General features: G+C 43.0%; 23 protein-coding genes. 15 read left to right on the top strand and 8 right to left on the bottom strand.

Annotated elements, in window-relative coordinates; genetic code table 11:
* Window positions 1-226 precede the first annotated feature (226 nt).
* The 3 genes from QT998_RS24905 to QT998_RS24915 all read left to right on the top strand — a co-directional run bounded on the left by QT998_RS24905 (window position 227) and on the right by QT998_RS24915 (window position 3,793).
* Window positions 227-1,483, top strand: a complete 1,257-nt coding sequence (locus QT998_RS24905) for an ABC transporter substrate-binding protein (protein WP_333118276.1) — start codon at window positions 227-229, stop codon at window positions 1,481-1,483.
* A gap of 233 nt (window positions 1,484-1,716) precedes the next feature.
* Window positions 1,717-2,667, top strand: a complete 951-nt coding sequence (locus tag QT998_RS24910; RefSeq protein ID WP_333118279.1) for a branched-chain amino acid ABC transporter permease — start codon at window positions 1,717-1,719, stop codon at window positions 2,665-2,667.
* A 190-nt stretch (window positions 2,668-2,857) separates the two neighbouring features.
* Window positions 2,858-3,793: a branched-chain amino acid ABC transporter permease gene (locus tag QT998_RS24915; RefSeq protein WP_333092896.1), complete on the top strand. Its 936-nt coding sequence runs from the start codon at window positions 2,858-2,860 to the stop codon at window positions 3,791-3,793.
* Between the two features lie 98 nt (window positions 3,794-3,891).
* Here QT998_RS24915 and QT998_RS24920 read toward each other — a convergent pair whose 3' ends face one another.
* Window positions 3,892-5,082: an SGNH/GDSL hydrolase family protein gene (locus QT998_RS24920; protein ID WP_333118282.1), complete on the bottom strand. Its 1,191-nt coding sequence runs from the start codon at window positions 5,080-5,082 to the stop codon at window positions 3,892-3,894.
* 312 nt (window positions 5,083-5,394) lie between these two features.
* Here QT998_RS24920 and QT998_RS24925 point away from each other — a divergent pair, with 312 nt between their 5' ends.
* Together QT998_RS24925 and QT998_RS24930 are read left to right on the top strand one after the other, a co-directional pair.
* Window positions 5,395-5,901, top strand: coding sequence for a hypothetical protein (locus QT998_RS24925; RefSeq protein ID WP_333118285.1), 507 nt, complete (start codon window positions 5,395-5,397; stop codon window positions 5,899-5,901).
* Window positions 5,902-5,997: 96 nt separating this feature from the next.
* Window positions 5,998-6,639, top strand: a complete 642-nt coding sequence (locus tag QT998_RS24930) for a Uma2 family endonuclease (protein ID WP_333118287.1) — start codon at window positions 5,998-6,000, stop codon at window positions 6,637-6,639.
* A 109-nt stretch (window positions 6,640-6,748) separates the two neighbouring features.
* Here QT998_RS24930 and QT998_RS24935 read toward each other — a convergent pair whose 3' ends face one another.
* Together QT998_RS24935 and QT998_RS24940 are read right to left on the bottom strand one after the other, a co-directional pair.
* The gene (locus tag QT998_RS24935; RefSeq protein ID WP_333118289.1) at window positions 6,749-8,620 is read right to left on the bottom strand and encodes a serine/threonine-protein kinase; all 1,872 of its coding nucleotides are present in this window, start codon (window positions 8,618-8,620) and stop codon (window positions 6,749-6,751) included.
* A gap of 172 nt (window positions 8,621-8,792) precedes the next feature.
* Window positions 8,793-9,752, bottom strand: a complete 960-nt coding sequence (locus QT998_RS24940) for an aldo/keto reductase (protein WP_333118291.1) — start codon at window positions 9,750-9,752, stop codon at window positions 8,793-8,795.
* Between the two features lie 125 nt (window positions 9,753-9,877).
* Here QT998_RS24940 and QT998_RS24945 point away from each other — a divergent pair, with 125 nt between their 5' ends.
* Entirely contained in the window at window positions 9,878-10,489 is a 612-nt protein-coding gene (locus tag QT998_RS24945; protein WP_333118294.1) for a DUF1802 family protein, read from the top strand.
* A gap of 11 nt (window positions 10,490-10,500) precedes the next feature.
* Here QT998_RS24945 and QT998_RS24950 read toward each other — a convergent pair whose 3' ends face one another.
* From QT998_RS24950 to QT998_RS24965, 4 genes are all read right to left on the bottom strand, one after another.
* Window positions 10,501-11,151, bottom strand: a complete 651-nt coding sequence (locus QT998_RS24950; protein WP_333118296.1) for an ABC transporter permease — start codon at window positions 11,149-11,151, stop codon at window positions 10,501-10,503.
* A gap of 33 nt (window positions 11,152-11,184) precedes the next feature.
* Window positions 11,185-11,646, bottom strand: a complete 462-nt coding sequence (locus QT998_RS24955; protein ID WP_194009938.1) for a DUF29 domain-containing protein — start codon at window positions 11,644-11,646, stop codon at window positions 11,185-11,187.
* 53 nt (window positions 11,647-11,699) lie between these two features.
* The gene (locus QT998_RS24960; RefSeq protein WP_333092905.1) at window positions 11,700-12,455 is read right to left on the bottom strand and encodes an ATP-binding cassette domain-containing protein; all 756 of its coding nucleotides are present in this window, start codon (window positions 12,453-12,455) and stop codon (window positions 11,700-11,702) included.
* A gap of 81 nt (window positions 12,456-12,536) precedes the next feature.
* Entirely contained in the window at window positions 12,537-13,094 is a 558-nt protein-coding gene (locus QT998_RS24965; protein WP_333092906.1) for an NUDIX hydrolase, read from the bottom strand.
* 441 nt (window positions 13,095-13,535) lie between these two features.
* Here QT998_RS24965 and QT998_RS24970 point away from each other — a divergent pair, with 441 nt between their 5' ends.
* Window positions 13,536-13,793, top strand: coding sequence for a hypothetical protein (locus tag QT998_RS24970; RefSeq protein WP_333092907.1), 258 nt, complete (start codon window positions 13,536-13,538; stop codon window positions 13,791-13,793).
* A gap of 255 nt (window positions 13,794-14,048) precedes the next feature.
* Here the strand turns inward: QT998_RS24970 and QT998_RS24975 are convergent, their stop codons facing one another.
* Entirely contained in the window at window positions 14,049-14,468 is a 420-nt protein-coding gene (locus tag QT998_RS24975) for a hypothetical protein (RefSeq protein ID WP_333092908.1), read from the bottom strand.
* A gap of 509 nt (window positions 14,469-14,977) precedes the next feature.
* On the opposite strand from QT998_RS24975, the gene era reads away from it, so the two are divergent.
* The 8 genes from era (at window position 14,978) to QT998_RS25015 (ending at window position 20,758) form a co-directional block, all read left to right on the top strand.
* Window positions 14,978-15,889: a GTPase Era gene (gene era / locus QT998_RS24980; protein WP_333118329.1), complete on the top strand. Its 912-nt coding sequence runs from the start codon at window positions 14,978-14,980 to the stop codon at window positions 15,887-15,889.
* A gap of 159 nt (window positions 15,890-16,048) precedes the next feature.
* Window positions 16,049-16,633 (top strand): Uma2 family endonuclease, encoded by a 585-nt coding sequence (locus QT998_RS24985; protein ID WP_333118299.1) that lies wholly within the window; start codon window positions 16,049-16,051, stop codon window positions 16,631-16,633.
* Window positions 16,634-16,665: 32 nt separating this feature from the next.
* Entirely contained in the window at window positions 16,666-17,244 is a 579-nt protein-coding gene (locus QT998_RS24990; RefSeq protein ID WP_333118301.1) for a Uma2 family endonuclease, read from the top strand.
* A gap of 71 nt (window positions 17,245-17,315) precedes the next feature.
* Complete coding sequence (locus QT998_RS24995; protein WP_006634608.1) at window positions 17,316-17,546, top strand: DUF433 domain-containing protein; 231 nt, start codon at window positions 17,316-17,318, stop codon at window positions 17,544-17,546.
* Window positions 17,543-17,698, top strand: a complete 156-nt coding sequence (locus QT998_RS25000; RefSeq protein WP_333118302.1) for a DUF5615 family PIN-like protein — start codon at window positions 17,543-17,545, stop codon at window positions 17,696-17,698. The genes QT998_RS24995 and QT998_RS25000 overlap by 4 nt, the downstream gene beginning before the upstream one ends.
* 131 nt (window positions 17,699-17,829) lie before the next feature.
* Window positions 17,830-19,002 (top strand): PIN domain-containing protein, encoded by a 1,173-nt coding sequence (locus QT998_RS25005; protein ID WP_333118303.1) that lies wholly within the window; start codon window positions 17,830-17,832, stop codon window positions 19,000-19,002.
* A gap of 86 nt (window positions 19,003-19,088) precedes the next feature.
* Window positions 19,089-19,622: a hypothetical protein gene (locus tag QT998_RS25010; protein WP_333118304.1), complete on the top strand. Its 534-nt coding sequence runs from the start codon at window positions 19,089-19,091 to the stop codon at window positions 19,620-19,622.
* Between the two features lie 194 nt (window positions 19,623-19,816).
* On the top strand, window positions 19,817-20,758 hold the full coding sequence (locus tag QT998_RS25015) for a Fic family protein (RefSeq protein WP_333118306.1): 942 nt from the start codon (window positions 19,817-19,819) through the stop codon (window positions 20,756-20,758).
* Window positions 20,759-20,776 lie beyond the last annotated feature (18 nt).

Raw genomic sequence — 20,776 nt, forward strand, 5'->3', positions numbered from 1 at the left:
CTGAGTTGTCAAGCTTTTTTGCAAAGTTTTTTGATAATCTTGAAAGCTATACGCAGCAAGTCTTTCCACTGCTGAGTCAAATCAATTCTACTATTACCGGGCTCTGGTTCTCGGGATATCGCTTCTTTTGATCGGTATTAGTAAGGTTTTTTCAGGGGACTCTTCCGCCAATGGGTAGAATATCTGTACAGACAGATGTTCTATATATATATATGTTCGATCGCCCATGAAAAACCCTACTACTCGTCCTAGTGCCTTATTCGTTACCTGCGCTTCACTGCTGATTGGTTGCAGTCAGACCAACACTCCTCAGACCTCCACAACAGTATCTACAGCTACTTCGCCATCTCCAGCAACTTCGCCACAGGGTGCGGGTGCGGCGAACTCAGCCGCTATTCTCGTTGGAGTTGGGGTGGCGCAAACCAGCAATGTCGCCTTACTTGGCCAGGAACAGGTGGCAGGGGCGAAAATTGCTGAAAAGTATTTCAACGATCGCGGCGGTGTAGATGGGACGCCGATTAGAGTGGTGTTACAAGATACGGGTGGAGACGAACAGGGGGCGATCAATGCTTTTAATACTTTGATCAATCAGGATAAAGTGGTGGGTATTGTGGGCCCAACTCTATCGCAACAGGCTTTTGGTGCAGATCCGATCGCCGATCGCGCCCAAGTACCCGTGCTCGCACCCTCCAACACAGCTAAAGGTATTCCCCAGATTGGCGATTATGTCGCCAGAGTCTCCGCACCCGTCGCCGTGGTAGCACCTAACGCAGTTAAAGCCGCCCTCAAGCAAAATCCCAATATCAAGAAAGTAGCCGTGTTTTTTGCTCAGAATGATGCTTTTAGCAAATCTGAGACTGAAACTTTCCAGAAAACAGTTAAAGAGATGGGACTGGAATTGGCAACAGTCCAAAAATTCTTGACTACTGATACAGATTTCCAATCTCAAGCCACTAATGCCATCAATGTCAAGCCCGATTTGATAATTATTTCCGGGTTGGCGGCAGACGGAGGCAATTTAATTAAGCAGTTGCGGGAGTTAGGCTACAAAGGCGTTATTATTGGGGGCAACGGTCTGAATACTTCCAACGTATTTACCGTTTGCAAGGCTCTTTGCGATGGGGTTTTGATTGCCCAAGCATACAGCCCGGAATATCAGAATGAAGTTAATAAGGCTTTCCGCGACGCTTATCGCGCCCAATTTAAGAAAGAACCGCCTCAGTTTAGCGCTCAAGCTTTTACTGGGGTACAAGTTTTTGTTGAGTCATTAAAGGCAATTAATGCTCAGTCTAAGATTAGTGAAACGCCTTTAGCCCAATTGCGGACAAAGCTGAATCAGAAGTTGTTGATAGGTAAGTACGATACGCCTTTAGGGGAAATTTCTTTTACGCCGGAAGGTGAAATCAATCAGAAAGACTTTTATGTGGCACGGATTAAAATGGAGGCGGATGGAAATAATGGTAGATTTGAGTTTTTGAAATGAATCAACAGGGAAGTTCGGCAACGGATGTAACGGATAGAAGGAAGATTTTTAGTTTGTCTATCGGTGAATGATTTAATATTGATATCGTTTCCGATAGCATCGGAATTATATATTTTAATCATTGATAGTGCGATCGTCCCCCCCAAGCGAAGTCGATCGCTCTTCGGGGACGCTCGCACTATATAATTCCAATGCTACTGGATTTAATATTGATGCGTAATTCGTGACGGGCGATGGATTTAACTCTGTTTCTGCAACAATTTTTGAATGGTTTGTCGATCGGCAGCGTGTATGCTATTTTTGCACTGGGATACACACTGGTGTTTTCTATTCTAGGAATTATTAATTTTGCTCACGGTGCAGTCTTTACTGTGGGTGCTTATTTCACCTATACGCTGATGGGGGGCGCTTTCGGTTTTAACGGGTTGTTAGCTAATGCGAGAATTCCCGTACAATTGCCTTTTGCTGTGGCGCTAATTTTGGGTAGTACGCTGGCTGGTTTGGTGGGAGTAATTGTGGAAAGAGTTGCTTTTTTGCCTTTACGCCGCAGAAACTCAGATCCTTTGCTGACAGTTGTTTCTAGTTTGGGGGCGGCAGTGGCGATCGCCAATATCATTCAATATCTTGTAGGGGCGGAAATTTACACTTTTCCAGCTAATACTTACGGTAATTTGCCAGCAGCTATTAACTTTGGTACGGCGGATAGACAGATTCCGATTCGCACTGTGCAAATAGTGATTTTTGGGGTAGCTGTGGCGATTGTTAGCCTGCTAACTTACTTGATAAATTTTACCAAATTTGGTAAAGCAATGCAGGCGGTGGCAGAAGATGCGACTACTTCTAGTTTGTTAGGGATTAATACTGATAGATATATTGTTTTGACGTTTTTTGTGAGCAGTTTTCTAGCTGGTTTGGCGGGGGGTTTGGTGGGTTCTAGTGTGAGTATTGCTGGGCCATATTTTGGAATTGCTTTTGGTTTGAAGGGTTTGGCTGTGATTGTGCTTGGCGGCTTGGGGAGTATTCCTGGGGCTGTTTTTGGTGGGTTTATAATTGGTTTGGTGGAGGCTTTTGTTCCTGGTGATTTTTCGGCTTATAAGGATGCTGTGGCTTTTGCGATCTTGTTTGTGATGTTGTTGGTTAGGCCGCAGGGTTTGTTTGGGCGGCGTTTGATTGAAAAGGTGTAAGATGATGCGGCGATTAAAATTGGGGCAACCACGGGGGATTGCCCCTACAGAAACTAATTAGATCGGAATGATTTAACCGCAGAGCACGCAGAGAACGCAGAGAAAGAGAAGAGAGAAATAAATGATTATGATAGGACTACATTGGAGATAAAGTTGGTATTTAAGTATGTTTATTATTTAAAATAAAATCATGGCTGTATTTTTTACTACTTACGGGTTTCTGATTGTCTTGATGTTGCTGGGTGCAATGTTGGGATTGTCGTTATATTTGCCTTTGATGAGTGGGCAGTTGTCTCTGGCTAGCCCCGGTTTTTATGCTTTGGGCGGGTATATTGCGGCGATTTTGTCTACGACGGTGTTTCAAACGACGGGTGGCTTATTTCCGCTGCCGTTGCTGTTATTGGAGATGATAATTGCAGGGGCTGTTTCGGGGTTGCTGGGTATTTTGGTGGGTATTCCGGCGTTGCGGTTGAGGGGGATTTATTTGGCGCTCGCCACTATTGCTTTTGTGGAAATTCTGCGGGTTTTATCCCTGAATCTGGATATTACTGGCGGGGCTGTGGGGATTTTTGGAATTCCGCAACCGTTTGCAACGTCGATCGAGTATTTATGGATTGTACTGCCTTTGCTGCTGGTAAGTATGGCGATTCTGTACCGACTGGAACGCATCCGGGTGGGACGGGCTTTTGCGGCGATTCGGGCTGATGAGTTGGCGGCTGATGCGATCGGCATTAACCCGACTTTTTATAAGGTTCTGGCTTTTACATTGGGCGCTATTTTAGCAGGGGTTGTCGGTGCGGTTAGCGCGCATTTCCTCAATACTTGGAACGCCCGTCAAGGTACTTTTGATGCTAGTATTATTTACTTAACTTTTGTGTTGATTGGTGGTAGTAGAACTTTTGTCGGGTCGGTTTTGGGTGGGATGATTTTTACTGCTTTGCCGGAGGTTTTGAGGGGGATGGCTACTATTCAAGGATTGCCGGTTTGGCTGGCGCAATTTCTGCGGGATGGACGGTTAATTATTTTTGGGTTGCTGATTGTCGTAGGGACGATATTTTTTCCGCAAGGGTTGGTGACACCGGAGTTGTTGAAGAAGTTGAGAAAGGGCGATCGCACTTCTGTTTAAAAACAGATAGTATTACGATTTTGCCCCATCCTCATCAATGGCTATATCAATGATCTACAATTATTAAGAATTTTATTATTTAGGTGAGAAGAATCATATTACTTTTGCTTGACTAGGGCGTTATTGTTGGTGGAATTCTTACCTTCTGCTTTGAACCGATCGCATAAGTTTTGTGCCATAAGTTGAGCAACCTGTTCATGACCTTGACTATTCCAATGACCGTCACAGCGCATAGCATTGGGAAAGCCATGTACGCAAGTTTTATTTTTTTCTGCATACTCTCGCAATCGCGGGACTGTATCCAATGTCGTAATATTGAGGCGATCGCCAAGGGCTTTGATCCTCTGATTAGGATAATACAAGTCGTTAATCCTAAATCGTTTCACATAGCTTTGACGCATCATAGGCTCAGGATTGACTTGAACTCCCGAACTGACAATCAAAATCATAAAATCTGCTTTTTGGGTCTTGACTTCCCGATTCATTAGTGTAATTAATCCTTCTGTTACTTGCCAAGCCTCTTTCCATACTGGATCGATAGGTTCTTGAAAGTTATGACCTGAGCGCTTTCTGTCTATCGTCTCAACTAGACGTTTCTTATTATTTAAATCAATTTGTCTGACTAACCGCAAAATGCGTGAATTATTGACCAACGAAGTCGGAAGATAATCAACAAATGAAAATTCTAAATAGTTATGTTGTCTTTGTGAAATGTTCAGCCCTGAATTATCTAGAACTAATTCGCCATTTTTATATACGAAAAATGGCTTACGTTGAGAAAATTCAAGTTTTTTTGAATTATTAATGATATCGTTGCCAGGAAGAAAAGCTAAGAGCACTAAATCTGGAGAATATTGCCAGACTTTATGGCGCAGAGTGATTAGTTCTTGATCCGTCCCATAGCCCTGAACGCCAAAATTAATTACCTCTACTTTGCGATCGCCTAAAGCAGTACATTGTTTATTGAGTTGCTTTCTCATTTTCCACCAAAAAGTATTTTCCATCGGTACTTGTAAAGATTCAGCAAAGGAATCTCCCAACACTGCGATCCGAAAAGTTTTTGGTGGTTTTTCTTTAGTATGTTCGCGATCGCGCAAACCATCTTTATTTGCGCGAATTAAGGAGCGATCGCCTTCCCCCTGCCACTCGAAAGACGCACCCGGTTTCAATGACCAACCAGCGGGATCGTCTAGTGTGTAACTTGCAAAAGAAGCAAGATCGCTTGGTTTTTCTATACCTTTAATTCCCCCCAGATGCAGAGCTAATTCTCCCATAAAAACACCAGCCATAATTCCTCCCAAAATTAGGCTGAGTTTTTGCGCCCATAAACTTAGTTTTTTCATTTTAGTTTTTTTATATATAAAAATCTAGTCTAAATCGCCGTGACTATCTCAAAAAGACAATCCCTACAGACAATTAATGTTTTTCTTGCGAAGCTAATTTTATACTTTTGAGTATCATATATCGATAGCCCAAAACTGAAAAGAGAAAAAAGACGGAAAAAGACGGGTCTTTATAAAATGTGGATGCAAGGCGGAAAAAGGCGGAAAAAGACGGAAAAAGTCGGCTATACTAACCGTAGTTCTCTGACAACCCTACTGATGGACACTGCCCATATATTGCAATTTGTAGATGAAGTGCTCAGCGCGAAGACAGGCAAACGTCTAAATGACTTGCAGCGTAAAATTATAGAGGGAATACTTAAGCGACAAAAGTATTATTATATTGCAGATACTTATGGCTGTACGGCTGGTCATGCTAAGGATGTAGGTTATAAGCTTTTACAAATGTTATCTAATGTTTTTGGTGAACCAGTTGATAAAGGTAATCTGGAATCTGTTTTAGAACGGCAATTAAATCTGAAGATCCATTTGGTCGATCGCACTACTAATTCTGGTAATAGCCACACAATTAACTATATCAATGGGTGCTCAGAACTACTCACTCCTACGCCAGATAAAAGTCAGCCTGCGACTCCCGACTACCATGACGGCGCGAATCAAGGTAAAATTGAAATGGTTGGTAAATTACGGGAGTTGGGCTTGAAGGATGAGCAAATTGCAGGGGTGCTAGGACTAGCCTTGGAGGCGGTGAAACAGGTAGATTGAAAAGAATGAGTTTATTTGTAGTCTCAAACCCTTTATCTGAAACAGTGGCGACTGTGGGTTGAAACACATATAATTCAGTCAGGAGGTATAAGTTTTATGTTCGCAGTCGTCACCCCAGAAAAGATTCATTTGCCACCAGGAACACTGATAAAATTTCCCGGTAGTTGGCCGGATTACCAAGCGCTTGTAGAACAATTGGGCGATCGTTCAATTCCGCGCATCAAATATCGACCAGGAGAGATTTTATTAATGTCCCCTTTACCCGTACACGGAAAACAAGCAGATATAATTGCTGATGTCGTCAAGGTTCTACTAGATTACTTGGGCAGAGATTATGAAGCGTTTACGCCAATTACGATGGATTTGCCGGAGGTAAGAGGGATTGAACCAGATTATTGTTTTTATATCGATAATTGCGCCGCCATTCTGGGTAAAGATCGGATTGCTTGGGGTGTTGAACCGCCACCCGATCTAGTAATTGAAGTGGATGTCACTAGCTACACTAATTTGGATGATTACTTGCCTTATCAAGTGCCGGAAGTGTGGCTGTTTAAGAAAAATAGGCTCATAATTTACTGCTTGCAAAATGGTCGATATGTCGAAAGTTCAGTTAGCCGTTATTTTCCCAATTTTAATGTATCAGCAATTGTGGAGGAATGCTGGCAAATGTCGCGCGATCGCCATACAAGTACAATAATTCGGGAGTTGCGACGAAAAGTTGAGAGAGAAAACTCTTGAATCATTCCTCTGTCTTAGGTTTGTAGTGAGGACTTCAGTCCTCTAGGAAAGGTTATTGCGATGAAGAAGGACTAAAGTCCTTACTACGAACCTGTTTTATGAAGGCTAATTAAACCGAAATAATATTCTGCCAAATTTTGATAGTTTTGTCACTGCTGCCGCTAGCCAAAAACTCTCCTTCCGGGGTAAAATTTACGGAATAAACAGAATTTGTATGACCTAAAATATTACAAAGTTCTTGACCATTTTTTACCCGCCAAATCTTGATAATTTGATTGCTACTGCTGGCAATTACTTCGCCATCGGGACTAAACGCGATCGAATCTACATACCAAGAATGACCTGCAATTGTTAAAATTTCTTGCCAATCTTTGACCCACCAAATTTTGATAGTATTGTCGTGACTGCCACTCGCCAGAAACTCTCCGTTGGGACTAAAAGCTACACAACGCACGCAGTCTGTATGACCAGTCAGCGTGCGAATTAGCTTGCCATCTTTGACTCGCCAAATCTTAATAGTTCTGTCCCAACTGCTGCTAGCCAGAGTTTCTCCGTCAGGACTGAAGGCGACGCAGTAAACTAAGTTACTGTGACCGCTAAATGTGCGGATTTCTTGCCCGTCTTTCACGCGCCAAAGCTTAATTGTTTTGTCCCAACTGCTGCTAGCCACAATTTCGCCGTCGGGACTGAAAACTAAGCCATAAACTGAGTTGCTGTGACCTGCAAGCGTGCGTATTTCTTGCCCGTCTTTCATCCGCCAAAATTTGATTGTTTTATCGTGACTACTGCTGGCAAGTATTTTTCCATCGGGGCTAAAAACTACTGTATGAACTGAGTTGATGTGTCCGGCGAGAGTTACTATTTCTTGCCCGTCTTGTACTTGCCAAAGCTTGATTGTTTTGTCATCGCTACCGCTGGCGATAACTTCTCCGTTAGGGCTGAAAGCTACAGAGGAAATTAAATTTTTGTGTCCGGTTAAAGTATGAATACATTGCCAGTTATGAGTTGGCTGAGGAGGCGGATTGGGATTGGCAGCAGGTTTGACTGCTTTGGTAATTGTTTGAGGAATGGTGAGTTTAATAGCTGCTTCTGGATTCAGTTGAGTTAAGACTTCAACAGCCGTTTGATAGCGATGGTTCGTAGCATTTTCAATCATTTTGTCTAAGATTTTGCCCGTTTCTTCACTCACCGGGTTGTTTGCCAAATATTGTCGCCAAATCCAGGCATCTTCGCCCGGATCGAAGAGATCAAAGGGAGAAACTTGAGTTAGCAAATACAGGCAAGTTACGCCTAAACTGTACAAATCACTGGTGAAAAATGCTTTACCTCTGGCTTGTTCGGGGGCGATGTATTCGGGGCTACCGATGCTAGTTCCTGTTTTGAGTAAGGCTGTACCTGTGGCTATTTTTGCTGCACCAAAGTCTACTAAAACTAATTGTTTGTCGGCGCGGCGGATGATGTTTTCGGGTTTGATATCTCGGTGAATAACGTTGTGGGAGTGGATGAAGTGAAGTACGGGTAATAAGCTGTTGAGTAAGTCTTGAATTTGAATTTGTGTAAATGTACCTTCTGTTGCTACAATTTGTGCTAGATTTTGTCCGTCGATAAATTCTTGGACTACATATTGTCGGTTGTCTTGGATGGAATATGCTAAGAGTTCGGGAATTTGAGGATGTTTCCCTAATTCGTCTAATCGCATTGCTTCTTGTTCAAAAAGTTCGGCTGCTTTTTTGCTATTGCGATTGCTGGCTGATGGGATGAGTGGGGTTTCTGGGGGTAAGAATTGTTTGATGACGCAGCGGGGTTTTGATGGTTTGTCTTCGTCAACGGCGAGTAATGTTCTGCCAAAACCTCCTTGTCCGATCGCCTTTATGGCCCGATATCTGTCGCGCAACAGCAGTTTTGACCGACAATTTCGGCAAATTTTGGCTGTATCCGGGTTTTCGGGCTTGGAACAGTTGGGGTTTAGGCAATAACTCATTCGATTTTAGATTTTGGATTTTAGATTTTAGATTTCTTGTCCAAAGTTTTAAATATTATACCTCTTGCCCGACCATATAAAATTTGTTTGTAGTGAGGACTTGAGTCTTTCTATGCAAGTTGGGCAAAGAAGGACTGAATTCCTCACTACGAACCTTTGGAAGTCAACTATTTTAGAAGTTCCACATAACTGGGTTGTCATCTAAACTATCGGTGACGGTTCGCCCGATCGCGTCAATTTCTTTTAAGTCCTCTTGACTCAGCTTTACTTCGGCAGCTTTGGCATTAGCGGTGGCTTGTTCGGCATTGCGCGCGCCAACAATTGCGTTGGTTTGTGGCTGGGCGATTAACCAGGCTAATGCTAAATTGCCCAAGCTTGTTTGGTGGCGATCGGCAATTGGCCTGAGTTGATTTAATGCTGTTTGGACTCTGGCGTAATTTTCTTTGATAAACAGCTTGCTTTTGGCGCGGTGATCGCCTTCTTCAAATTTGTGTTCCGGCCCGAATTTACCTGTTAATATTCCTTGAGCTAGAGATGAGTAGGCAACGATTGAGATATTATTTTCTACACAGTAGGACATTGCCTCTTTTTCTACCCAGCGCCAAAACAGAGAATAGGGCGGTTGCAAGCTGTCGATGCGTCCGTATTGGGCGGCTTCTGCTATTTGGGCGCTGGAGAAGTTGGAAACGCCGATCGCCCGAATCTTCCCCTGTTCTTTTAATTTGTTCAGCGCGTCCATTGTTTCTGCAATGGGCACTAATTCGGAATTCCAAGTCCCGGCGGGCCAGTGGATTTGGTAAAGGTCGATATAATCGGTGTTGAGGTTTTTTAGCGATCGATCGCACGCCTCGACTAACAAATCCGGTTTGAGATGGTTGGCAAAAACTTTGCTAGCATAAACTACTTGCGATCGCACATCTGAAAGCGCTTTGCCGATAATTTGTTCCGAATGTCCTTCTCCGTAAACCTCCGCCGTATCAAAGGTAGTAATACCGGCCTCAAAAGCGGCGCGCATTGCTTTGATAGTTTCGGCATCCTCAATTCCCACCCACATCCGCTTCCCAGCTTGCCAAGTCCCCATAATTATCGGGCTAATTTGAATTCCCGATGTCCCCAATTGTCGCTTTTCCATAGCTATAGCCCTAATTTGGATTTCTACTATTTACTCTCAAACTATCTAATTTTAACAGAAAAAAGTTGTTATAATTGCTGTAAATTACCGATTTTGTTACTTTGGTTAAAACCAAACTAAATCCCATGAAATCAACTAATCGCGCGCTGAAAGAATGGAATGTAGCGGTTAATGCTTTGGAACAGGGCAAAACGATTGTACTGTTGCGAAAGGGAGGCATTCGCGAGCAAGCAGGACAGTTTAATGTTGCTGACAAGCAGGTTTTGCTTTATCCAACTTTTGAACACCAACAGCCTGATTTATTAAAGCCAGATTTTGCGAGTCAGGTAAAAACGGTAGAATCTGGTTGGCATCCCGAATTTATTAAAATTAGCAGTTGGGCTGAGATTACCGATGTTTTTTTGGTTGCTTGGGAACCTGCAATTACGGCGCTTTTTCCTTACCATATCTGGAATGAAAAATTTGTCGGCGACCGCCTGAAATGGAAACAAAATCAGCCAATTTATATTTTACTACTGCGGGCTTATCGGTTAGCCCAAAATCTAGAAATTCCGTACATTTCTGCCTACGGCGGTTGCCGTTCTTGGATAGATTTGGCTAGTCCTATTTCCCTGGAGGAAAGCGAAGCTGTTTTATGTAATCGAGAATACCTTGAACGTTCAAATGAACTCCGCAATCTGATGGCGAGTCCTCCGAATGCTTCTGGTTCGCAGAAAATCACACAACTGACGATTTGATCGTTCGGACTTCAGTCTTCATTAATAGTTGTTAATGTACTTTTCGAGAGGCATCCTTCCACTAACCCCAGCCCAAAATCTGCTACTAATGCCATTAAAGCTGACGGAATTGCCCCAGCTAAAAGTAACTGATTGTTGACTGTAGCAACGCCGCGAAAAATAAACACGCCCAAGCCGCCGGCACCAATTGCAGCGGCGATCGTTGCTAGCCCGATCGCAATTACCGCAGCAACTCGTACTCCCGCCAAAATTACGCCCAGCGCTAGGGGAAGTTCTACTTGCCATAACAGTTGCAGATCCGTCATTCCCATACCTCTCCCGGCTGCTACGATCGCCGGATCGACGCCGACAATCCCGGTATAAGTGTTGCGGATAATGGGCAGTAGGGAATAAAGTGTGAGGGCGATGATTGCCGTGCGATCGCCTATTCCTCCCACAACGGGCATCGGAATGAGCAAGCCAAACAAAGCTAAACTGGGAATTGTTTGCATAATATTTGCAAATCCCAAAATCGGCTTTTTCAATTTGGGTTTTCTCGTGACTAAAATCCCGAGGGGAATCCCGACAATAATTGCGATCGAAATTGCGACAGTTACTAAATATAAGTGTTCTAGTACGCGCTGAATTATCTCCGCACCGTACCGATTTAAAAATTCTATCATCGGGTAATTGGTTATTCCTGATTGCTGTCAATCTTATAAATCATTTTCCATTTCAGGACTTTCTTCACCAGGATAGAAGCGAAAGTCCAGAATTTCCTCTAAGCTGTAAAAGCAGTTTGGAGGAAATGTTTTAAGAGGTAAATCGGTTTCTCCTACTGCCAAATCTCTACCGTTTTGATAAGCTTCTTGGAAAGCTTCTTGCAAGTAAGGTTTCAGACTTGGGTTATCCTGTATCAGTCTCTGAGTGTCCCGCCGCTGCACTCGAATTGTAGACAGCCAGCTACGACTGCGCTGCTGGGGCTGATATTGCCACTTCAGCAAATGTCCCAGCAAAATGCTCAAACGATTTCTAAGTTCTTGACGTTCCTGTTTGCCCAAAGATTCAATCTCCTCAATTAAATTTGGCAAGTCAAGTTCACTCCACTGACACTTGCGAAGTAACTTGGCTTGTTCTTGCGTCCAAGCATAGAAGTCTGTCTCGTAAAGACTGTGCATCGTTTGATTATCAGCTTAGTTACTAAAACTATATTATAGAATTTTTGCTAAAATCATTCAAATCTAGCTACTTGCAAACATTCAAGAAATGCCTGAGCTTCTGGATGCTGAGATTTTAAAAAATCATCCGGTGAACCCAATTCAACCAATCGTCCATCCTGCATCAAACCAATTTTAGAAGCTAACAAAAAAGCTTCTTGAATGCCGTGAGTTACAAAAATCACAGTTTTGCCCAGTTGCTGCTGCAATTGACCGAATTCCCGCTGCAATTCCAGGCGAGTAATCGGGTCTAAAGCACCAAACGGTTCGTCCATTAACAGCATCGGAGGGTCTGCCGCCAGTGCTCTGGCGACACCCACGCGCTGCCGCTGTCCGCCAGATAACTGATGGGGATAACGTTTGGCGAAGTGCTGCGGATCGAGGTTGACTAATTCTAACAGTTGGCGGACGCGAGATTGAATGCGCGATCGCTCCCAACCTTCCAATTTCGGGACTAAACCGACATTTTGCTCGACGGTAAAATGGGGAAACAAGCCAATTTCTTGAATCACATAACCAATTTTTCGCCGCAATTGAATGGGGTTCCATTCAGTTGTCGGTTTTCCCATGACAAGCACTTCACCGCTAGTTGGTGCGAGTAAATTGTTAATCAATTTCATGGTAGTAGTTTTGCCACTTCCGCTGCGTCCCAGCAATACTAAAACTTCTCCTTGCAGCACTTTGAAATTGAGTTTGTCTACTAAATGCCTGCGGTTGAGGCGATATGTCACGTCGAGGCATTCGACAGCAACTTCATTATTGAGAGGCATAATTAGTTTCGGTGATGTTGGTTATAATAAATCGTCAATCGGCTAGCGTCGCGGAACAATTTAAAATCTAAAATCCAAAATCTACAATCTAAAATTGTTGTGGTTTTGCCATTCTAGCAACAAGGCTCGACATTGGAGGCAAGTTAATTTTTTGAGCAAGTCTCGAATGCCGTCGGGGGTGACAGGATATGCAGCGCCGAGAAGTTCGGGGTTGACTGTGGCTGTCGGGTGCAATTCTGCCACAAAACCGTAGAGTTTTTGATTGGAGAATGAACTGTTGATGGCCCAGCCTGTGGTGTTGAGGGGTTGGATGCGGGCGATCGCACTTTCTGTCACGCCTAGTTCTTTTTTGATTATAGCTGGAACTGCCGCTGCTGGCGTTACTGCTTCTGGTACGCGACCGCCGGGAAAATCGAGGGTTGCGGATGCTACGCCGGGGCGATACATCGGTGAGGGAAACAAAAATTTGTCAGCTTGAACCGTCAAAATTACAACTGAATCTGCTCTTTCTACTCGCCAATATTCTACTATTTTCCCTTCGGCAGTTTCGAGATGTTCGGCGATTAGCTTTACCCAGTGAGAGTTGATTTCTACAAAACGATCTAGGGTTTTCCAGTGGTATTCTTGGGTTGGGTTCATGTTGTTACTTATTAGTTATTAGTTATTGGTGATTAGTTATTGGTTATTAGTTATTAGTTATTAGTTATTGGTTATTAGTTATTAGTTATTAGTTGTTAGTGCTGTCCCCCCGAGCTTTCCGTCCAACGTCATCAGGCAGAAGGCAGAAGGCAGAAGGAATAGGGCACAGGCAAAAAATAATTAAGAATATCCTAAGCGTTGGCTATGGTTGCTATAAATTAGATGTTGTTGGCTATGGTAGTCGATCGCTGTCGATCGCCCAAATACCCGATCGACCTTAGAGCCACTTTTCCCATCTCCATTGTAAATTTTTGCAACAAACTACACGTTCACCCTGATAATTCAGTAACATAGACTACATAATCAAAATTTATCTGCAGCTCTGGGTTGTTAAAACCCCGCAAGGAGTGCAGACTCTTAGCTCAACAGACAGGAGTAATTATGCAACTGCAAACAGATATTCGTACTTGGCAACCGCCAGCCGGCATCACGAGCGATCGCGATCGGGAAAGATTCGGCTGCGCCGTACCTGCACCAAAATTGGCTCCTGACCTGTGGGTAAGATTGTTCAATCCCCCAACAGCATTTAGTTTTGACGAAGCGCGGCTGTTGTGTCAGCACTCCGAGGACAAGTGGCTAGCTTGGATTCCCGATCATGGGGAAATTTTGCTGAATACGAATGAATTTTGCGCTACTTAATCAAAAATTAAAGTGTGGAAATCCATATCTTTCAGGCTTCAAAGCATATTTTTGGAAAAAACCAGGTCTTTTCGGAATTATCTCGTTTGTAGTGAAGACTTCAGTCCTCAAGGATTAAGCAGGACTAGAGTTTTCACTACAAACCAATTAATTAAAATTTTGACAACAAAAAGAGCAGTAGAAAACCTATTGCTCTTTTTGTCTTGTGCAAAAACACTCTCTAGTTTTTGTCTTCAGACAGCGGAACTTATTCGCTTATTTGCAAACAGCACGGTTATTGGCGTTTCTGACAATGGTGCCTACTCTGCCATTAATCATAATCGGGTTTTTGGTGCTGGCTCGAATCAAGCGGGGCTGTTTACCCAGACATTCTTTGATTGATTCAGACCAGGCGGTGAGAGCGCTGGTGTATTCTGTACGAGTCGCTGGTGCGCGAAACTGATCGGTAATTATGTGATCCGTGGTGATGCTAGTGTCTGTAGCAACATTCGTAATAATTGGAAAGTCAAAGTTTTTGGGCAAAGTTCTGTCAGGTATTTTGCCAGGTACTATCTGGTAGTTCATCGAGCCACCCTTGTAGTCAATACTTGCTTCGGGGGCTGTTTGAGCGAAGGCTGGAATAGGCAAGCTTGCTACCAAGACGGTGCAGCAACTCCAAAATAATTTCGATTTCATCCGATTCATCTCCTCAACTGTATGACGATTAGCACTAATTAGATAGGCTCCAAAAACATTAGCTTATATTTATCAAAAATATGATGCTAATGAGCTTTTTATCTGAAGTTTGACCCACCTAATTTATTAATATACATCCTCAAAAATGTGAAAACTGGTTTGCCTGACAAACTGTAGAACGGTTTCAGTTGAGTAAGACATTTACACATCTGAAGTTGTTACAGTATGGGAGACTCGATTTGACCAGAATGATTCATTTTAGATCGATGTTATGGGAACCTTATCAAATTTTGTCTCAGATATCAAGTTTTGCCGATCGCACATCACATCTTAACACTGTCCCAGCAGCTCGATCGCCCTTTGAGTGTTACGCGCTATACCAGGACGAGAAAGATGCTACAGTGCATCGATGGGCGTTTGAGTGTTTTCAAGCGACAATAGGCAGAGAAGGGGCTTGAAAATAGGTGAATTTAGTGGAAGATAGCAAGATTATAGACTTATCGGAAATCATGGGTGTTCCCGCGGCTCCTGCGGGTTACAAATCGGGCTTTGTGGGTATTATCGGGCGGCCGAATGTCGGCAAATCCACGCTGATGAATCAGTTGGTGGGGCAGAAAATTGCGATTACTTCGCCGGTGTCTCAGACGACGCGCAACAGGCTGCGGGGCATCCTGACAACGCCTGAAGCACAAATTATTTTTGTCGATACTCCCGGAATTCACAAGCCACACCACCAATTGGGTAAGGTTTTGGTGCAGAATGCGCGCACCGCGATTCAGTCTGTGGATGTGGTGCTGTTTGTGGTGGATGGTTCGGTGGAATCGGGAGGGGGCGATCGATATATCATCGAAATTCTCAGCAATTGCAAAATTCCGGTGATTTTGGGGATGAATAAGTTGGACGAACAACCGGAGGATTCCGTGTTGATCGATCGCACTTACGAGCAAATTGTCAATCCTGAGTGGCCAGTCGTCAAGTTTTCCGCTCTCACGGGCGAGGGCGTCGAACCGCTACAACAATTGTTAATCGAACATCTGGAGGTTGGGCCTTATTATTATCCGCCCGATTTGGTGACTGACCAGCCGGAACGCTTTATTATGGGCGAATTGATTCGGGAACAGATTTTGCTGCTGACGCGGGAAGAAGTGCCGCATTCTGTAGCAATCGCGATCGACATTGTTCAAGAAGAAGCGAAAATTACGCGGATTCTGGCGACAATTCACGTCGAACGGGATTCCCAAAAAGGTATTTTAATCGGTAAGAGCGGCAGTATGCTGAAGTCGATCGGCAGTGCGGCCCGGGAACAGATTCAAAAGTTAATTGAAGGCAAAGTGTATTTGGAGTTATTTGTCAAGGTGCAGCCGAAGTGGCGGCAGTCGCGCACTCGTTTAGCAGAATTGGGCTATCGCGTGGAAGATTGAAACTTTGGTGGTTTGCGGGATGTTCGCGATCGCATCCCTCTTTAAAAACTGTCCAAATTATTCTAAAAAGGCTTTCTGCAAAAAATGTTTGTGTGAGACTAAAATAGGGAATATAAATAAACTCCATTACCTATTACCTACCACTCATTACCTAAAACAATGATTGCCGGAAAAGAAAACTTTCCTCAAATAACCCCAGAAGAATACTTTGCCTGGGAAGAACAGCAGCTAGAAAAGCATGAGTATATCGACGGTCAAGTCTACGCCATGAGTGGCGGCAGCGTAAACCATAGCCGCATTGCCGTCAGACTCACAACCCTATTCTCGAATCATCTAGAAAACAGCAGTTGCGAAACCGGAAACTCCGATTTGAGAGTCAACGTCATTGGAACCAAAAACTACATCTACCCCGATGCAAGTATAACGTGCGACGATCGCGATAAAACCACAACCCAATACATTACTTACCCCTGCTTAATTGTTGAAGTTCTCTCTCCCAGCACCGAATCCTATGACAGAGGTGGCAAATTTAGAATGTATCGCAAAAATCCAGTCTTACAAGATTATTTATTAGTCAGTTCCACCAGTATCGAAATGGACTTGTATCATAAAAATGATGCTGGTGAATGGCTCATTATTAACTACCAAGCAGGCGACACTATAGAACTCAAAAGCATCAATCTCAGTTTTGCGATCGAACAAGTCTATCGCAACCTCGACCTTACTCCAGAAACAACACCTTAAAATTGATAGAGCGATTAAATTAGGAGATTGTTATGATTGCAGCTAGAGAGCAGGAGCGGTACTTTACACCTGAAGAGTATTTTGCTTGGGAGGAGCAACAATTAGAAAAGCACGAGCTAATCGATGGTCGCGTGTATGCGATGAGTGGCGGGACTAGAAATCACAGTGATATCGCGGGAAACTTTTTAACGACAATCAAGCCCCATCTGCGGGGTAGTGGTTGTAAAACATACAATTCTGACTGCCGCGTAAATATCCTCAATACTCGCAACTATACCTATCCCGATCTGAGTGTCACTTGCGATCGGCGAGATAATTCTAGCCCTCAATATATTACCTATCCCTGTTTGATTGTTGAGGTTTTATCGGATAGTACCGAGGCTTACGACCGAGGCAAGAAGTTTGAAAAATATCGCCGCAACCCGAATTTAATTGATTATGTGTTGGTGAGTTCTGATGAGATGGCGATCGATATTTATCACAGAAATGATGCGGGGGATTGGTTGATTCTGAGCTATCGAGCGGGCGATCGCGTCGAGCTTAAAAGTATTGGGTTGAGTTTGGCGATCGAGCAATTCTATGAAGAAATTATTTTCGAGCAGAAATCTTGAATTTATAAATGGATTTATGAGGATACATTCTATGTAGCTTCACAGAAAAATGGTATTACCGAGTGTTTCTTATGAACTACCGAAACCACATCACGATCGAAGCAAATAAACGCGGTGGTAAGCCTTGTGTACGCGGCTTGCGAATTACGGTTTATGAAGTGCTTGAGTACCTGGCTTCCGAGATGACCGAAGCAGAAATTCTAGACGATTTTCCCGATTTGACACGAGAAGATTTAAAAGCTTGTATAGCTTATGCTGCTGACCGTGAGCGTCGGTTTATGACTGCGACCTTATCGGCATGAAATTACTTTTTGATGAAAACTTGTCGTCCAAGCTGCCGAATCGTTTGAGCGATGTTTTCCCAAATTCGCTTCACGTTCGAGATGTGGGCATGAAAGCAACGATCGACCCAATAGTGTGGGATAAAGATAGCTTTTTTCAGTGCGACGGCTGAAGTGTTTGAGTCGAATCGTGCGGCGAACTCGATCGAGGAAAGGAGATTTTGATGGGAGTAAGAACGGGTTGACATTTATCCGTAATTTGTGGTATTGTCATATAATAAACGACATTTAGTAAGCTTTAAAAATGGAAATAAAACCTCCTCCTCGGTTAGTTGCTCTTGATACACAGGTTTTTGATAGCCATAACTTTAACTACAATTCAACAAGTTTTCGCCGTTTAGTTGAACTTGCTCAGCAAGAAAAAATAAGTCTGGTTTTAACTTATGTCACTCTTCATGAAATAAGAGCGCATATTACCGAAGGTGCTGTATTAACCTCCAAAGCGATTGAGCAAGCTGTAAACGATTTGAATAAAAAGCGTTTTAAACCGCAAGGAGATACTAAAAAAGTCAGAATTTCTGCGAATTCTGACTTGCTAAATGAATTCAAGACAAAAGTTCAAGAGCTTGCTCCGAATTTCGATCAAATTAATCAAGAGCTTCTCGACCAACTTGAATCTTTTTTACAAGAAACTAACTTTAAAATAATCGAAGTCGATCGGGTGTCAGTGGTTGATATTTTCAACAGTTATTTTTCTGGTACTCCACCATTTGGTGAAGGAAAAAAGAAATCTGAGTTTCCAGACGCTTTTGCGCTCTTAGCTCTTCAAAAGGAGGCAGAAGACAGAAACAGAATAATTTATGTCGTTAGTGGAGATTCCGATTGGCAAAAGTTTTGTTCTTCGAGCGAAGACCTGTCTTGGATTGAAAACCTCAAGGAATTATTGGAAACTATAATTCGAGAAACAGATTCAGATGAGGTTGATGAATGCTATGAACTATATAGGGACAAAGAAGATCAAATAAAAGGATACATACAGAAAAATTTCTCGGATCTGAATTTTTTACTTGATTTATCTGGAACTAGCTTGATTGAATGGGGCAGTGAAGAAATTGAAGTCGAGGTCAATTCAGTAGATATTATTGATTCCTCATTAGTTAATATTGATGATTCTGATGCAGATCAACCTTCAGTAGTGTTTGAGCTAGAAGCAGAGGTGCATTATGACGCCAACGTAAGCTATGAAAGCTTAGAAGATGCGATTTACGACAGAGAAGATGATATGTACTATAACAAAGAAAAAATAGATAACGTCTGTACTCAGTCCCTTAAGTTAAACGTGGAAGTCACGCTCACTCTATCTAGAGATAAAGACTACTCCTTATGTGATGCGGACATAAAAGATATTACTATCGATCCGAATAATACTTTGGGTGAAATAGTTATTGATACAGGTTTTTACGAATGGGAAAGGTAATGGCTTTTTCTTGAATCGTGAAACATGGCGGGCATTTTAAGCCTACATAATAATTTGCCAAAACTATCGCTCGGACATAATCGCCAATGAAGAAATTCCTGACTATCCTCGCTAGTACGATCGCGATCGCCACACCCACCCTATTCCTAGAACACAGTACCCTATTCGCCCAAGCCCAAACCCAAGAATCACAGCTCAAAACCCATGCGATCGGCAATTTGACCTTCAAAGCACCCCGAAATTGGCTCGAAAATCCCAGGGGCGCAAGTGCGAATAGCCTTCATTTACACAACAAAAAGTTCCCCGATAGAGGCGGTGGATTTGCCCCCAAGGGTTTGATTCGCGTGCTTGCAACCATCAGTGAGGAAAACCTGGAAACCGCTATGAAACCGAGTTCCAGAGAAATTCCTAAGACGACGATTAAGACCGAACGTCTAACCATTAACGGCAAAAAAGCAGTGCGATTGTATGAATCCTATGACGACGGATTTCCCGCAGGCATTGTCACCTATGTTGCCACAGGGAAAAAAGAAACAATTATGCTACAGACCCTTTACTCCGACAGTGATACTGAAAAGCAAGTTCAGCAAATTCAAGATTCGATTCGCATTACTAAATAGAAGAATAGTAAAAATATTCTTGTGTTGTGATTTCTGAGTTTAAGGGCGATTGGACATCGAAGACTTTGGCCGATCGCCTTAGAGTTACAATCTATGGATCGCACAATGGAGAAGAACGATCGCCTGATTCGGCGATTTTGTGAGGAGTTGGGGATTGAAGTGCCGTTTTAGGGAATGGGGGAGTATTTTCAAAGATGGAGACTCAACTATACGAGAAATTCATTCAAAAAGTAATTACTTTAGGTCAACAAAAGGAATTTTCATTAACCTCTTCGATCGACAACTATTTAATGATGAATTATCGGCTTAAATTAGAACGAATCGATAAACTAAAAGCTTGGCTAGATGAGTTTAGACCGTTCGATTCCACCCTCGTAGCCGAACTCAAAAAGCTCTATGATGTTCGCTTTACTTATAACTCAAATGCCATTGAGGGTAATACTTTAACCCAAAGTGAAACGGAATTAGTTTTAACGAAGGGCATTACTGTGGGGGGCAAAACCCTTGACGAACATTTAGAAGTTATTGGACATAAGGAGGCGATCGATTATATTGAAAATTTAGCCCAAAAAGATACGGAGATTAATGAATGGGAAATTAAGCAAATTCACAATCTTATTCTCCGCAAAATTAACCCGGAGGAAGCGGGTAGTTATCGCACTCTGGATGTAATGGCGGCAGGAACTAACTATCGTTATCCTCCCCATTATTTACTATCTCAATTAATGAGAGATTTTGCGATATGGCTCAACTCGGAATCTGCTTTAAGGCTCCATCCAGTCGAATATGTAAGTATCGCTCATTATCGTTTTGTTTCTATCCATCCTTTTCGGGATGGGAATGGTCGAACGGCCAGATTATTAATGAATTTACTCTTAATCCGTGCAGGCTATCCGATTGTGGTGATTGACAACCAAATCCGCAATGATTATATTAATGCTTTAGCCTACGGGCAACAAAACCAAGATGATTTAAGCCAGCTTTTTGCATTGATTTTTGATGCTACGATTAGTTCGCTTGTGGAAGTTTTAAGATTATTGGTGACTGCAAGTAGCAGCAGGGGAAAGGGACAGGCTTTTTATCAGGAGATTACTGATTTTCTCGATCGCAGCGGTGGTTTAGGGAATGGGGAATAGGTAATGGGTAGGATGTTA

It is taken from the genome of Microcoleus sp. S1D4 (assembly GCF_036700765.1).
Lineage (GTDB): Bacteria > Cyanobacteriota > Cyanobacteriia > Cyanobacteriales > Microcoleaceae > Microcoleus.